Here is a 15,051-nt window from a genome sequence, read left to right as displayed (position 1 = left end):
CAGATGTACTCCGATGCCCCTTTTGCTCGCTATCCCATCGCTTCAGCAACAGATGAACCGGGCGGACCTTCACACATTATCCCCTTAAGTCAGCGTTACGCGAGAGACGCGCAGGGCACTAATGATATGTGTCGGACTGCCAGTGGACGTTCGAGGTTGAGCTCATTAGACTGCTGCTTCCCTTCTCCAAAGCGTTGCAAACTGAGTCGAGGGGAGAATGGACAAAAGGGACGCAATACCACCACCCTATCGCGACATGCCGTTCATCTACGAACTCCATCTGATTTCATCCGAATATCCCTTCAACCCCAATAAGTCTCGCCATCTCTCCCCACCCGCCTGCAGCTTGGCAACCCGCTAACGCAGCAAGAGTCGACACGAAATAATGTCCTCACTCCGTTCCGCCCGGCCTGCCGGGCCTATGTTTGCTCTTGCACCCATTCGATGGCATACTGTAAAGTATGAGATATTTTCATAGCAAGAGGTAGGAGGAATGAATGCATGAGACGAAGTAACAGACAGCGCACAGGCTTGGCCCTCATGGCCCTGCTCATCATTTCCATGATGGTCGTCGCGGGCTGCGGCAGCAAAGCCGGAAACGCGAGCGGCGAAGACAGCGCCAAGCATCCGCTTGTTACGATTGAGATGGAGAGCGGCAAGAAGATTGAAGTGGAATTGTATCCGGACACCGCTCCGAACACCGTCAACAACTTCATCTCGTTAGTTAACAAAGGTTTTTATGACGGACTCATCTTCCATCGGGTCATTCCCGGCTTCATGATCCAGGGCGGCGATCCGCAAGGAACGGGAATAGGCGGACCAGGATATAGCATCAAGGGCGAATTCTCATCGAATGGCGTAACCAACGATCTGAAGCATACAGAAGGAGTTCTCTCGATGGCCCGTTCGATGGATCCCGATTCGGCCGGCTCACAATTCTTCATTATGGATGCGGATGCCCCTCATCTGGACGGACAATATGCCGCATTCGGCAAAGTGACTTCCGGAATCGAGACGGTGCATGAGATTGCCAACGTGAACCGGGATGCGTCTGACCGTCCAGCGGAGGATCAGAAGATCAAGAAAATCACGATAGAGACGTTCGGCGTTGAGTATAAGGAGCCAGAGACGATCAAGGAACCGGAAAGTAAATAAAATGCGAAAGAACCCCCACTGGAAGACATTCCGGCGGGGGTTCTGTATCTGTCAGGTTATACCTCAAAATAGGCCGGCTTGACGCAGACCGGCTTCGAGGCCTCAACGGTCTTCCCGGTAAAGGTGAGCTTGCCGGTCGCCTTGTCCACCCGGAACAGAACCAGATTGTTCGTATCCCGGTTCGCCGCGATCAGGTAACGTCCGCCCGGTGTAAGCGCGAAATGGCGCGGATGCTCCCCTTCGACAGACACATGCTCCACTAGCGTCAACGCTCCTGCCGCCGTGTCGATCGCATAGACGGCGATGCTGTCGTGACCGCGGTTCGAGCCGTACAGATAGGCTCCGTCCTCCGATACCGCAATCTCCGCACACGAATTATCCCCGCTGAAGCCGTGAGGAAGCGTCGACACAGTCACAATCGGATGCAGCTTTCCCTGATCCGCATCATAATGATAAGACGTAATCGAAGAATCCAGCTCATTGATGACAAAAGCGAGCTTCCCGTTCGGATGGAAAGCCATATGGCGCGGACCTGCTCCCGGTTGAGCGGCTGTCTCGCCATGGAAGTGCAGCTTCCCGCGCTCCTTATCGATCGTATAGGCCCGAATTCGATCGATGCCTAAGTCCGGCACGAACAGATACCGCTCGTCCGGGCTGAAAAAGACGGAGTGCGGATGCGGCTTCTCCTGCCGCTCGGCATTCGGCCCGTGCCCTTCATGCTGCTGAACGTCCAGCTGTTCGCCGATGCGGCCGTCCGTTGTCAGCGCAACCAGCGCGATCCGTCCGCCATGATAGCTCGCCACGACGATATGGTTGCTGCCGGAATCGCACTGAATATGGCAGGTCGGCGCATCGACCGTGAAGGAGCGGTTCAACAGTTCCAGCTTGCCTGCCGCCGGATCGATGGCAAAAGCGGCCGCTTCCCCTGTCTTGCCTCCGTCTCCATTGGTTCCTTCCACTATCGAATATAACCGGCGGCCTTCCGCATCCAGATTCACAAAGGTTGGATTCCGAAGACCGGATACTTCATCTGTCAATGTCAGCGATTCATTCTGTTCGTCGAACTCGTACACATAGACCCCGCTGCCGGAGCCGTCTGCATAGGAACCGACAAAAACAAGCATGCGTTCTGCCATGTTGTCTTCCTCCTTTTCACATCCTGTTACTTGTCCATTGTTCTAATGTACACTTATCCGCGGCGGCAAATCAATAGCCGAAGCAAGTTCTTCCCCTGATGCAAGGATGCAAGCTAGGGCGACGAAAGTGCATCATGAAACGGCGCGTTCTGTATGTCCCTGTCAATAAGCAGCGATGTCCCCCGCTTGCCGGGAGACATCGCTTCTGTTCATCACTCGATTCGATTAAGACAATCTCTCCAGTTCATCGACAAGCGTGCCGACATAGGCGACGGCTTCCTCGATCGCGGCCGGGCCTGACATATCGACGCCGGTAATCTTGATAAGGTCTAGCGGCTTCAACGTGCCGCCTGCCTTGAGCGCCTGGAGCCAGCGATCGACGGCCGGCTGGCCTTCCTCCTGGATCATCCGCGCGGCGGCGGTGGATACCGTCAACCCTGCGGAATACGTGTATGGATACAGGCCCATATAGTAATGCGGTTGACGCATCCACGTCAGATGGGCGCCCTCATCCAGCTCCACGGCATCACCCCAGAACTTGGCGAGGACAGCGCCTTTTTGCTCGGACAGCGTCTTCGCGGTAAGCGGCTCATTGGCGGAAGCGAGATCATATACGCGGCGCTGCATCTCCCCTTCGAGCAGATGCGTCACAAAGTTATGATAGTATGTGCTCAGCAGTTGCTGAATGACCCATCTCTTCATCCGGTTGTCCGACGATTGCTTCATGATGTGCTGGGCCAGCAGCATCTCGTTCATCGTCGAGGGCGCTTCGATGAAGTACATCGCCGGACGGTATGTCGCATACGGCTGATAGCGGCCGGCAAGCGCGAAGTGGCCGGCATGGCCCAGCTCATGCGCCAGCGTGAACGCCCCGCGCATATTGTCCGCCCAGGAGATGAGGATATACGGATGCGCCCCATACGGCGACGAACAGAACGCGCCGGTCGATTTGCCGATATTGTCGGCGGAATCAATCCAGCGATTATTTAACGCATCGCTCATAATCTGGCCGTATTCCGGACCGAGCACCTCCAGCGATTCGGCAATCAGCTTCCCTGCCTCTTCGATCGAGATATGCGGATTGTACTCCGGATCGAGCGGCGCCTTCAGATCGCAGAACATCATCTTGTCGAGCCCGAGCTCGCGCTGCTTCAGCTTGGCGTAGCGCCGCATGTGAGGTGCCAATTGCTCCTGGATAATGTCCAAAATATGATGGTACATCTCAAGCGTGACTTCCTGCGGCTGCAGCAGCATCTCCGTAACGGAGTTATATTTGCGCAGGCGGGACAGGACCACCTGCTTCTTCACTTCTGTCGCGTACGTCTGGGCGAACGTATGCTGGTAGGCTTTGAGCGTCTCCGAAAAAGAGGCGTACGCAGCACGGCGCAGCGTATGGTCGGGAGACATTTCATACTTGCCTTCGTACAGCGCGAACGATACCGGCCACTTCGTTCCGTCTCCTGACTCCACGTCAGCGAATGACATGTCCGATAGCTTGCTGCGCAGATAGATGCGGTGCGGGGCGCCGAATAGCTCGCCCAACGACGCGAAAGCGGCTTCCGTCTCCGCGGACAGGCGATGCGGCTTCGTCTCGAGCAGATCGGTCAGCCCTTTGCGGAAAACAGCAAGCTTCGTCTCTTCCTCCAGGAACCGATCCACCGTGCTGTCCGGCAGCGCCAAAATCTCGGACGAGATAAAAGATAATTGCGAATTGACTTGCGACAGCATATCGCCCACGATGCTGGAGTTCGCCTGATTGTCCGGATCTGTGCCGTCCCCGGCCTGCTGCAGATGCGCATATGTATGGGCCCGGGACATCCGTACAACGAGCGCGTCCCGCGCCTCGAGACAGGCGAGCAGCGAGGCTGCGCTCTCGCCCAGCTTTCCTTCATACCGGGTGACCTCGGCCACATCCTTTTGAATCTGCATCAATTCTTCCTTCCATGCTTCCTGACTTGAAAACAGATCGCTCAGATTCCATGTCTTCTCGTTCGGCACTTCAGAACGTTTCGGTCTAGCTTGCATGCGATCAACTCTCCTTTTTGCCATAAAATAGAATACCCACTCTATCCTGAATACGATGGTATCACAAAACGGACACAAATAGAGCCGATCCTTTGAAAAAAGAAAGACACTCCCCGGCCGATTCCGAGGAGCGCGCATTGTCGTATACCGTTCCAAAGCTAACTTTCTTCATGTAAGCCATCCAGCAGCGAACGCTCCCGAACTGTCGGGCGATGCACGCCCCGCTCCCATACGAGCATGAACGACTCCCCGCGCATCCGTTCATTCGCCGGAAGTGCCTGCAAGTCGCCGAATACACGCTCGACCGACAAGATTTGAGATTCGTGGGCACGCAGCGCCGCTGCCTTCATCTCCCAGTATGGCGCGGCCTCCAGGCTGATAACCGAACCCGAACCCGCTTCGGGACCTATCAGTGGCATATTGTAGTACAGCTTCTGTACACGCGGGCAGAGCCCGCTCCATACCGCCTCGTTAACAGCATGATGGATGGCGACATGATCCGGATGCCCGCTGATTCCGTCCTCGGGAAAAGTGACGACGACCGCAATACGGTGCCGGTTGAGGAACGCGGCAATCTTCGCGACAAGCTCGCTGCGCGGGACGGATGACAATTGTCCGTCCGGATAGCGCAACAGCTCGATGTCCGCCAAGCCCATAATCGCGCCGGCCGCAGCCAGCTCCCGCTCCCGCCGGGCTGCCAGCTCGTCCCGAGTCATCGGGCCAAGCCGGCCTGGCTTCCCCGCCTCTCCGCTCGTGGCCGTCAGCAGCGCAGCGGAGACGCCATGATCCGCCAGGGAGCGGATCAGGCAAGCGCATCCGAACGTCTCGTCGTCCGGATGCGCATAAATAAATCCGACGGTATGTGTCAACGCAGTTCAGCTCCTGTTCAAGTTCTATCCGAATACGTAACATTATACCGGAGCTGGATGCGGCGCCACAACCTTCGCCAGACTTCCCTGCTGGGTTTGCCGGCGGCCAATGTATGCTGCAGCGCTTCTGCGACGACCTCGTCGGGGAGCGAGTAGCTCGTCGGGACCTTGCTCAGCAATTGGCTCCACAGCATGCCATCCGCCGGCTGCGGCTCGGCCTGGACAGGTTCTGACGACAGTGGATGCGGAATCGCTTCTGCTTCTGAATCCGGGGCCGGGACGCTATGTGCCGCTTCGGAAGCCGGCGGCGGTGATGGCGCTTCTTCAGCGGATGGAGGCAGCGATGCATTCAAGGCTTCCTCCTGAGTCGCGGAATCCGGGGCGGTTCTCCCGCTGCGCAATGGCTGAAGCGGAGGCACTCTCCGCTTCAGCCGCTCCCCGATGGCCAGCCGCCAGCCGCGATTGCCTGGCGTGCGCCGGGACTGGCGGCGCAGCCTCCGCCTGGCGCCAGCTCGCATCACCATCCTTTTCTTCCCCGCCGTTATCCTCGGACGGGCCCCTCCTGTTCTTTTGCGGCCGATCGTGCTTGTCAGCTTTGGCATAGTATGCGGCACCTCCATCCATCAATCTGAACATGATTACCGGAGATGGGGAGCCTCGTCATCCATTCCGGCAGCTCTGTGATATATATCGAGGACCCGTCCGGTCATCGCCTCCAGCGACCAATATGCCCTGCCCCATGCCTGCGCCTGCGTGCCCACTTGCAGCCGGAAGGAGTCATTGTTGAGCCCCAGTTGCAGGTGGTGCAAAAGCTGCTCGCTGCGTCCCGCTTGGGATACAAGGCCCGTTGCGCCGTGCTGGACCATCTCCGGAATTCCGCCCGCATTGGATACGATGACCAGCTTGCCGGCAATCTGCGCCTCCATAACCGCGACGGGGTGGTTATCCTGGAGGCTGGGAAGGACAAACAGATCCGCCTGCCTTATCAGAGCGGCAGCATCCTGACGTCTGCCAAGGAAGAAGACTTGCTCCGACAGGCCCAGCGACGCCGTCATGTCCCGCAGCTCCGGTTCGGCCTCTCCGTCTCCCACAAGCCAGCAGACCCAATCCTCGCGAATCGCCTTCAACGAATGCAGTGCTTGCAGCAAAAAGACATGTCCCTTGACGGCATTGAGCCTCGCCGGACAGATGATTACCTTCTTCCCTTGAGGCGGAGCCCAGTCGGTAGGTGCTTCCAGCTTGCGGATGAAGGCTTCGACGTCCATTCCGCTTGGGGAGACGATCAGCCGGTCCGGTTGGACCCCGAACTCCCGGATCATCAGATCCTGCAGCCAGCGGGTAGGCGTGATCGTCAGTCGCGCACAGGATGCGCCCAGCCGTTCCATTAGAGCTGAATAAGCCCAAAGCGCAGGGCCCCGCTCGGGCGCATCCAGCCCCATCACCTTCAGGTCGCGGAACCACTCCAGGGCAAGGCAGCCGTGAATCGTCGTCACGAGAGGCATTGCCGGCGGCTTGATGCGCGATAGAGCATAGGCGGTTACGATATCCTGCGCATGAATGATGTCATATTCGCTTATATCCAGAAGCAGAGCAGCCAGTTCAAACCCGTACCGCTCCACTTCACTTTTCCGTATCCACGGTTCCAACCCGGGCAGATGGTCATCGAAGTATCGGTTGGACTGCGCGGAGATAAAAGGGAGAAACTTCTCTTTTTCCAATACCCTGTTGTGGGGATAAATGCCGAATCCGCTACCGTCCGGGGTTGGGCACAGAAAATCTGCCTGATGGCCTTGACGTTCCAATCCCGTCTTCAAATGTTCGACGTAGGTATTTATTCCGTCTACATGCGAGATCCCCCAGTAGCTCGCGATCAGGATCTTCATCGCTCTCCATCCCTTTGGTATAATGTCTATTTATACTATGACGGAACGGCATCTCTTGAGAGGTACAGGTACCCTGATTTCACTTTTCTCGCTTCATTAATGCGTAAGAAGGACATGTATGACATGGGACAATACGTTCAAGGTGCTCATCAATTTCACCTGCGGCTTGATAATTTGCGGAGGAGCAGGGCCAGATGATTCGGCTTCGCAAGGCAGGCGCCCGCTTTACGCGTCGAGCCCTTCCGTAACCCAAGCTAGCGGGTTAACGAGTGCCGACCAATTCTGATCCATCTCGGCAGCGGTCAGCAGACATTCATCCAGCCCGCGCTCAATCCGGGAACGATCCAGGCCAATTCCGATTATCACCAGCTCGTTCATCCGGTCTCCCCACTGGGCATGCCAGCGCAGCCTCATGTCCGGCTCCTCCTCCAGAATCATCTCCCTCTCTTCCGGCGTCGCGGCTGCGAGCCAATAGCCGGCTGGCCCGATCTGAATGGAATGTCCGGCCTGGCTCAGGCTTACGGCGATATCCGATGCCGAGGCCAGCCAGATCATGCCCTTGGCCCGGATGATCTCTTCCGGCCAGTCATTCATGAACCGGTACAGCCGTTCCGGATGGAACGGATGCTGACGCCGGTATACGAACGAGGAGATGCCGTACTCCTCAGTCTCCGGGGTATGGTCTTCGAGTTCGCGCTCCGCGATCCAGGCGGTGGTATGGCTGGCGCTCTCGAAATCGAACAGCCCCGTGTTCAGAATTTGCTTCGGATCGATCTGACCGTTCACGGTGCGAATGATGTGCGCCCCCGGCTGCAGCTTCCGCAGCACGCCTTCGAGCTTCCTCAGCTCCTCTTCCTCCACCGAGTCGCATTTGTTCAACAGCAGTACGTTGCTGCCTTCAATCTGATCGATAAGGAGATCGACCACGCCCCGGTTATCCTCCTCGCCCGCCTGCTGCTTCCGATCGAGCAGCGATTCCCCTGACGCGAAATCATGCCAGAACCGGCTCGCATCGACGACGGTGACCAGGCAATCCAACCGAACGAGAGAGGGAAGATCGATATCTAGCGCTTCATCCGCATACGTAAGCGTCTGCGCTACGGGCAAGGGCTCGGAGATACCTGTCGACTCGATCAAAATATAATCATACCGGCCTTCCTTCGCCAGCCGTTCGACCTCCCGGAGCAGATCTTCGCGCAGTGTGCAGCAAATGCATCCGTTCGACATCTCCACCAGCTTTTCCTCGGTTCGCGACAGGTTGGAGCCCGACTTCACCAGCTCGGCATCAATATTAATCTCGCTCATATCATTGACAATCACCGCCACCCTGAGCCCTTGGCGGTTGTTAAGCACATGATTCAATACCGTCGTCTTCCCGGCGCCGAGGAAGCCGCTCAATACCGTTACGGGAACTTGTCCGCCCGGGTTTGTACCCGACACTTTCGTCTGTTCTGCCATACGTAGTATATACCCTCCGTTAATCGTAATTTTTACGATTTAATAATATAAGCCTATCTCACTGCTGTCAAGCGTCCCGTAGCAGAAGTCGCGTGGCGAAGATCTTGATTCTATTCAAGCCGAGCTCTCTTATACACTCTTTGCAATTGCGTTTCCGACCGCTGGATGCACCTTTCACGCTCTTAACGCTCTTAGCGCTCTTTTAACTCTCCTAACCCTCTTATCGCTCTTTTGATCGTTCTCCCATCCGCTCAGAAGTTCCCTCCTTGTGATATGTTGTTACGCTTAGTCTCCCTACCGCTCAGTCAAGGACTTCCCCCAACCCAACCTTACGATGACCCTGCTAGAAGCCAGGGATCGTCCCCGCGCTATCCCGGGCGCATGCCAATCTCCTGCTTCATAGTTGAGACACGAAGTTAGTTGCTCATTGAACTTGCTCTGTACGATGCCGGGTGCTTGTTGCTTGTCTTTCCTGATTTATTGGGATACTGGACATAAGAGGCAGGCCAGGTACTTAACTGTCCAAGCCGAGGATTCTTGTGTGGAACAAGAGGGATACGGCGATCCTGTTCTTCGGGGATACTGTTTAGGGGATACATTTTTAAGAGACAAGAGTCACTACGGTACGATTGAGGATCAAAAAAACTGCCTTGCGGCAGCTTTTCCTTCCGTGCAGAGCGATCACAACTCCAGCATGTTCGGCTCCTCCTGGTGAATTTTGACACTCATCACGAGCCCGATCGATATCATATTGGTGAGCAGCGAGCTTCCGCCGTAGCTGATGAACGGCAGCGATAAGCCCGTAAGCGGCATCAGCCCGATATGCATCGCGATGTTTTCGAATATTTGCAAGGTGAACATCGCAATAATGCCGATAATAAGATAGGCGCCTTCCAAATCTTTGCAGCTACCCGCAATGAGCACCATGCGATAAATTAGCGCGAAATACAGCAGGATCAGGCAGGCGGAGCCAAGAAACCCGAACTCTTCCCCGATGACGACAAAGATCGAATCCGAATAGCTGTACGGAATATAACCGTTATGAACGAAAAACCCTTTCAGAAATCCGTCTCCTGAAAAACTGCCCGACCCGATAGCCCGGATCGAATTCATGACATGCCATCCTCCATCCAGGTTGCTCGCCGGATCCAGGAATGCCTCGATGCGGGAAAATTGATGCGGCTTAATTAGCTTAATCAGCAAGTCGCGGTTGTGATAATACAGCACCAGAATCGTTCCGACGGCGGCGGAAGCTGCGGATAGACCGGCGATCATATGGGACAGGCGTGCGTTCGCCATCCACAGCATGGCGACAAAAATCGATATGAATACGATGGTCGTCCCCAGATCCGGCTGCTTGTAAATCAGGTACATCGGAACCGCCACGACAAAGCAAAGCGGCACTATATCCTGAAGCAATCTCAGCGTCTCGCCTTCCCTTCGCCCCAGCAAGCGGGCCAAAAGCAAAATAATGAACACCTTCATGAACTCCGACGGCTGAAATTGTTGGCTGCCGATCGCAATCCAGCGCGTAGAACCGTTGATATTGACCCCTTTGAACATGACGAGCAGAAGCAATCCGATACCGATAACGTACAGGATGACGGATAAATAACGGACGACGATGCGGTAATCGAACCAGGCGGTAACAAGCAGCGGGATGAACAGAACAACGTACAGCTTGATATTGTCCATGTGCATACCTTCATATTTCGTATTCACCGTTGCGCTATAGACGACGATGGTGCTAATCGCCATGAAGCACAGCACCAGCCAGAGCAGCAGCGGATCGACTCGCTTCCATTTTCGCAGCATTACGTTGTACCTCTTCTAAGTATTGAATCGTCTGCCCCGCATGACAAACAGACCCTTCAGCTTGCCGAAGGGCGCGGGAACAGGAAGATCTTGACTCACGTGAATACTACCCCATCCCCCTGCCGTTGTCAACCGCGGGCACGGAGTGCCGGCTGCGCCGGATAATTCCGGTATTTTCATATAAAAAACGGGCCGCCTCCAGGCAAACCCGCTGTGTCCCGTGTCTCTATTTGGCTTCCTGAGCTTGTTGCCGGCTCAACTCCGACAAGATCGCTTCCCGCATCCCCTCGTAAGAAATATCCTCGACCTCTTGCCCGTTCACCAGTATCGTCGGCGTGCCGCTAATCTTGAACTTGCGGGCAATCTCCATATCGGCCTTTACCGTATCGAGATGCTTCAGTGCCTTCAGCTCGGCTCGGAACTGTTCGGCATCGACAGACGGAATATCCCGCTCTACGAGACGGGTAAGGAACGATTCGTTAGCCCAAGCCTCGCTCTTTTCGCCCTGAAGCTCATTAATCCGCTTGTGGAATGTCCAGAACGCGGATTCGTCCATATGGTACAGTATCTCTCCCGCGACAGCTGCCAGCTCCGAATCCGGTGCCAGAAACGGATAATGGATATAATAGAAGGCAGCGGTACCGTCTGCGATAAATTCCTCATCCAGCCGCGACAGCACGAGTTCGGTCCAACGCTTGCATGGCGGGCATTTGTAATCTCCGAATTCAACGATGCGGATCGGAGCATTCCGATCTCCCATCACGGGCTGGCGATCATAATTCAGTTCCTCTTCCGGAACCGCCGGGGAAGCTGACGATGCGGACGGCTGTCCTTCCTCGCGGACGGACGTCCCGGCCAGACTTGCCGCCAGCCATATGAGCAGCAGCACAAGCACCACGGCGCCAGCCGCCAGGACTCCCTTGTTCATTGAGGATTTGTTCTGCAATGGGCCTCATCTCCTTTTGATCGGAAAAGAATCACCGGTCACGGCCGGGGCGAGCCAGGCCGAGCCGACGCCATTATATCCCATTGTCCGTCTGTCCTCAATGCATTAGATCATATCGTCTGCGGTTCCGGCCGCTGCCGCCATGCCAGACGATGTATTCGCGGTCCGTCAAGCACGTTCCGCCAAGACAGGCAAGCGGAAGCTCGTCATATAGAGCTGATTCACCTGCTCGAAGCCAAGGGAGCGATAGAGGCGGATAGCAGGCTCGTTATCATTGAACACTTCCAGCAGAACGTATGAGGTCAGCCGGGCAGCCGTCCGGGCCAACTCCGCCGTTATTTTCGCGCCATAACCCCGTCCCCGCCGCGAGGCGATGGTACCGATATTCCCCAATTCCGCCGCCTCCGCGCTGTACACATGGTAGCCGCCGACCGCCACCAGTTCATTGTCTTCGAAGATGCCGACGCATGGATATTGGAGCTCCTCCTCCGTGAAGGCAATCGATTGAAACTCCCGCATCCGCCCGACAATGCTCTCCTTGTGCTCCGGCTTCAGCGGGACGACCTGTCCGTTAGCCGTGGGCAGCGATCTTGGATCCGGGTGCATCATCGTCATCAGCGGCCGGTAATGGATATTCGAATGCAATTGCGGTTCCAATCGCCGCCTCACTTCTTCGCTCAAAATGAAGCTTCCTTCCGCTCCTGACGGGAGCATTGCATCCGCCTGAATCCGCTTCACTAGCGGCTCCATGGCGAACCTGTCGCTGAGCGGCAGCACCGAGAACGCATGGAACGGCATTCCGCGCAAATAGGCCAGCACGCCCAACAGCTCGCCTTCCTCCGAAAAATGACCATAGTGAACTGAACGGGAACGCCGTGTGGTCAAATAGGTAAAATACAAAAAATGCTCATCCTTGCTGACATGCCCCAGCAAGGCATCCAATTCGCTCGTTGTAAGACTTCGCAGCAAGGCGATCCCCCTTTTTTCACGTTATCAATTCCAGCATACTGCCTTGGGCAGGCACTCCTAGTATAGTACTTGCCCCTGCGTCAATGTCAACGGGACGACACGGCCGCTCTCCGCTCGCCAGAGCTCAGGCGGCTTTCCAAAGTCCTCTCTTCCAGGGCCTATCCTAGAGTGAGAAAATGTGTCGATTTCCGCTGAACCAATGGGCTTCGCAAACATGTACTTATACCAACAATTCCCCTCCCCTAAAAATGTTGCCCTAATGAAAATAATTGTTGGCACCACAATACTTTTGTCCTATACTAATAATAACAAGAGCGGGGGAACCGTTGGAAATGTGGTTGCCGCCCTGCTCGTGAGGTTCGGACATTGGGAGGAGGAACATCATAGATGTCAACTACAGAGAGAGCTTTGGCACAAGCGGATACGGGCAGCCGACTGCGTCTCTCCCGCATCGAAGTGGAAGGAGTGCTGCGCCGGCGGCTTCTCGATCTCGGGTTTGTGCCGGGCAATACGGTCGAGGTGCTGCAGCGCAGCCCGCTCGGGGATCCGGTCGCGTTCCGCGTGAACAATACGACCATCGCGCTTCGCAGAGAAGAGAGCACACGCATATACGGGGAGATTATTGGAGGTGAGGATGAATGAGCGGATATCGAATTGCCCTCGCCGGTAATCCAAATACAGGCAAGAGCACTTTGTTCAACACATTGACAGGGATGCGTCAGCATACCGGGAACTGGGCAGGCAAGACCGTCATGATGGCGGAAGGAGAATTTGAGCATCACGGCACGCCGTTCCGCATCATCGATCTTCCGGGCACCTATTCCCTCTATTCGAATTCGGCCGATGAGGAAGTCGCCCGGGACTATATTATATTTGACAATCCGGACGTGACGGTCGTCGTGCTCGACGCGACCTCGCTGGAGCGGAACTTGAATCTGGCCCTGCAGGTGATCGAGATGACGAACCGCGTCGTCCTCTGCATCAACCTGATTGACGAGGCGAAGCGTCTTGGCGTCCGCATCGATATCGATGCGATCTCCCGCAGGCTGGGCGTGCCTGTCGTCGCCATCTCGGCGCGCAGCCGGATTGGCATTCCCCAACTGCTCGACAAGGTCGAGCAGGTCGCCTCAGGCAAGCTCGTGCCTCAGCCGCTGCAGATTCAATACAGCGATCCTATCGAACGCAAGATTGCCGAACTGGAGCCAGCGATACGCGAGCAGCTTGGCGATCGTTATCCGGCCCGGTGGATCGCATTGCGGCTGCTGGATAATGACGAGAAGCTGCTTCAGACAATGAAGAAGCGGATGAAGGAAGACCAGACGGTAGCAGTGAAGGAGACGGTACAATATGGCTACACCGCTTGCCACTAATTCCCCCGACTCACTTGATTCGCTTTTGACGGTGGCCAAGAGCCTGACGAACGGCAGCGAAGTCCGGGACGATATCGTCGGGGATATTTATAAGACGACGCACAGCATTTGCCGCGAAGCGGTCCGATACGAAGATAAGAAGAAGCTGGAGAGCACGTACCGGCTCGACAAAATCGTCACCTCCCCGATTTGGGGATTCCCGATTATGCTGGCGATACTGGGCGCTGTCTTCTGGATTACGATTGCGGGAGCGAACGTGCCTTCCGCCTTGCTCTTTGACTTGTTCAATACGATCGAGGGCTACTTGACCGCCGGCTTCGAAGCGCTTCATGCGCCGGCATGGCTGCATGGCGTACTCATTCTCGGTTTCTTCCGCGGAACGGCCTGGGTCGTCAGCGTCATGCTGCCGCCGATGGCCATCTTTTTCCCGGTCTTCGCCCTGCTGGAGAACTTCGGCTACTTGCCGCGTGTCGCCTTCAACATGGACCGCCTGTTCAAGAAATCGGGCGGGCATGGCAAGCAGGCGCTGACGATGTCGATGGGCTTCGGCTGTAATGCCGCAGCTATTTTGTCTACCCGCATTATCGAATCGCCGCGTGAGCGGATGCTTGCCATCTTGACGAACAACTTCGTGCCCTGCAACGGGCGCTGGCCAACCCTGATTCTGCTGTCCTCCCTCTTCATGGTGTCGGCGGGACTCGGTTCCGGCATGCAGACGCTCGTTACGGCCTCGGTCGTCATGGGCATGGTCATGATCGGTATCGCCGTCACGTTTACCGTATCGTGGGTCTTGTCCAAGACCGCCCTGCGCGGGGTGCCGACCCATTATACGTTGGAGCTGCCTCCGTACCGGAAGCCGCAGTTCGCGAAGACAGTTCTGCTCGCATCGCGAGATAAGTCGCTCAATGTGCTGACACGTGCCATCATCGTGGCTGCGCCTGCCGGAATCATCACCTGGATTTTGGGCAATATTTTTGTCGGCGGGGACAGCGTGCTCAATCATATGGCGAGCTTTTTCCAGCCGTTCGCCCATGCGATCGGACTGGACGGCTTCATCCTGATGGCCTTCATTCTCGGCCTTCCTGCGAATGAGATCGTGCTTCCGATTCTGCTGATGGGATACTTGTCCACCGGCGCGTTGGTCGATGCAGACGGCATGGACAATATAAAGGACATCTTCCTGAACCATGGCTGGACCTGGCTGACGGCGTTGAATATGATGCTGTTCTCTCTGCTCCATTATCCATGCGGCACGACGCTGTTCAATATTTACAAAGAGACGAAGAGCGTGAAGTGGACCGTACTGTCCGCTCTCATCCCCCTCGCCATCGCGATTGCCGTCACCTTTACAACGGCTCAATTGGCAAGGGCGTTCGGCTGGGTATAACAAGAGAACACGCCTGTTGGCAGCACGAGCTGGTGCAT

General features: G+C 56.1%; 13 protein-coding genes. 4 read left to right on the top strand and 9 right to left on the bottom strand.

Features of this window, described 5'->3' with window-relative positions; all coding sequences use genetic code 11:
• The first annotated feature begins 501 nt into the window (after positions 1 to 501).
• Positions 502 to 1,155: a peptidylprolyl isomerase gene (locus tag DQX05_RS15855; protein ID WP_119794521.1), complete on the top strand. Its 654-nt coding sequence runs from the start codon at positions 502 to 504 to the stop codon at positions 1,153 to 1,155.
• 56 nt (positions 1,156 to 1,211) lie between these two features.
• Here the strand turns inward: DQX05_RS15855 and DQX05_RS15850 are convergent, their stop codons facing one another.
• The 9 genes from DQX05_RS15850 to DQX05_RS15810 all read right to left on the bottom strand — a co-directional run bounded on the left by DQX05_RS15850 (position 1,212) and on the right by DQX05_RS15810 (position 12,256).
• A complete protein-coding gene (locus DQX05_RS15850) occupies positions 1,212 to 2,291 on the bottom strand; it encodes a lactonase family protein (protein WP_119794520.1) in 1,080 nt (359 codons plus the stop codon).
• A 225-nt stretch (positions 2,292 to 2,516) separates the two neighbouring features.
• Positions 2,517 to 4,316, bottom strand: a complete 1,800-nt coding sequence (pepF, locus tag DQX05_RS15845) for an oligoendopeptidase F (RefSeq protein WP_119794519.1) — start codon at positions 4,314 to 4,316, stop codon at positions 2,517 to 2,519.
• 158 nt (positions 4,317 to 4,474) lie between these two features.
• Entirely contained in the window at positions 4,475 to 5,185 is a 711-nt protein-coding gene (locus DQX05_RS15840; RefSeq protein WP_119794518.1) for a PIG-L deacetylase family protein, read from the bottom strand.
• Between the two features lie 17 nt (positions 5,186 to 5,202).
• On the bottom strand, positions 5,203 to 5,787 hold the full coding sequence (locus tag DQX05_RS15835; protein WP_119794517.1) for a hypothetical protein: 585 nt from the start codon (positions 5,785 to 5,787) through the stop codon (positions 5,203 to 5,205).
• Between the two features lie 36 nt (positions 5,788 to 5,823).
• Positions 5,824 to 7,068, bottom strand: coding sequence for a glycosyltransferase family 4 protein (locus DQX05_RS15830; RefSeq protein WP_119794516.1), 1,245 nt, complete (start codon positions 7,066 to 7,068; stop codon positions 5,824 to 5,826).
• Between the two features lie 225 nt (positions 7,069 to 7,293).
• Positions 7,294 to 8,526 (bottom strand): GTP-binding protein, encoded by a 1,233-nt coding sequence (locus DQX05_RS15825; protein ID WP_119794515.1) that lies wholly within the window; start codon positions 8,524 to 8,526, stop codon positions 7,294 to 7,296.
• A gap of 681 nt (positions 8,527 to 9,207) precedes the next feature.
• Positions 9,208 to 10,341, bottom strand: a complete 1,134-nt coding sequence (locus tag DQX05_RS15820; protein ID WP_119794514.1) for an FtsW/RodA/SpoVE family cell cycle protein — start codon at positions 10,339 to 10,341, stop codon at positions 9,208 to 9,210.
• Between the two features lie 226 nt (positions 10,342 to 10,567).
• Positions 10,568 to 11,287, bottom strand: a complete 720-nt coding sequence (locus DQX05_RS15815; RefSeq protein WP_119794513.1) for a DsbA family protein — start codon at positions 11,285 to 11,287, stop codon at positions 10,568 to 10,570.
• 168 nt (positions 11,288 to 11,455) lie between these two features.
• Positions 11,456 to 12,256 (bottom strand): GNAT family N-acetyltransferase, encoded by an 801-nt coding sequence (locus DQX05_RS15810; RefSeq protein ID WP_119794512.1) that lies wholly within the window; start codon positions 12,254 to 12,256, stop codon positions 11,456 to 11,458.
• A 387-nt stretch (positions 12,257 to 12,643) separates the two neighbouring features.
• On the opposite strand from DQX05_RS15810, the gene DQX05_RS15805 reads away from it, so the two are divergent.
• The 3 genes from DQX05_RS15805 to DQX05_RS15795 are packed head-to-tail and all read left to right on the top strand — an operon-like array spanning position 12,644 to position 15,013.
• The gene (locus DQX05_RS15805; RefSeq protein WP_087441251.1) at positions 12,644 to 12,898 is read left to right on the top strand and encodes a FeoA family protein; all 255 of its coding nucleotides are present in this window, start codon (positions 12,644 to 12,646) and stop codon (positions 12,896 to 12,898) included.
• On the top strand, positions 12,895 to 13,626 hold the full coding sequence (locus tag DQX05_RS15800; RefSeq protein WP_119794511.1) for a FeoB small GTPase domain-containing protein: 732 nt from the start codon (positions 12,895 to 12,897) through the stop codon (positions 13,624 to 13,626). Before DQX05_RS15805 ends, DQX05_RS15800 begins: the two co-directional genes overlap by 4 nt.
• Positions 13,604 to 15,013 (top strand): nucleoside recognition domain-containing protein, encoded by a 1,410-nt coding sequence (locus DQX05_RS15795; RefSeq protein ID WP_119794510.1) that lies wholly within the window; start codon positions 13,604 to 13,606, stop codon positions 15,011 to 15,013. Before DQX05_RS15800 ends, DQX05_RS15795 begins: the two co-directional genes overlap by 23 nt.
• The last annotated feature ends 38 nt before the right edge of the window (positions 15,014 to 15,051 follow it).

Origin of the sequence: Paenibacillus thiaminolyticus (genome assembly GCF_003591545.1) — a bacterium.
GTDB lineage: Bacteria > Bacillota > Bacilli > Paenibacillales > Paenibacillaceae > Paenibacillus_B > Paenibacillus_B thiaminolyticus_A.
This window is presented reverse-complemented; position numbering and strand designations above follow the sequence as displayed.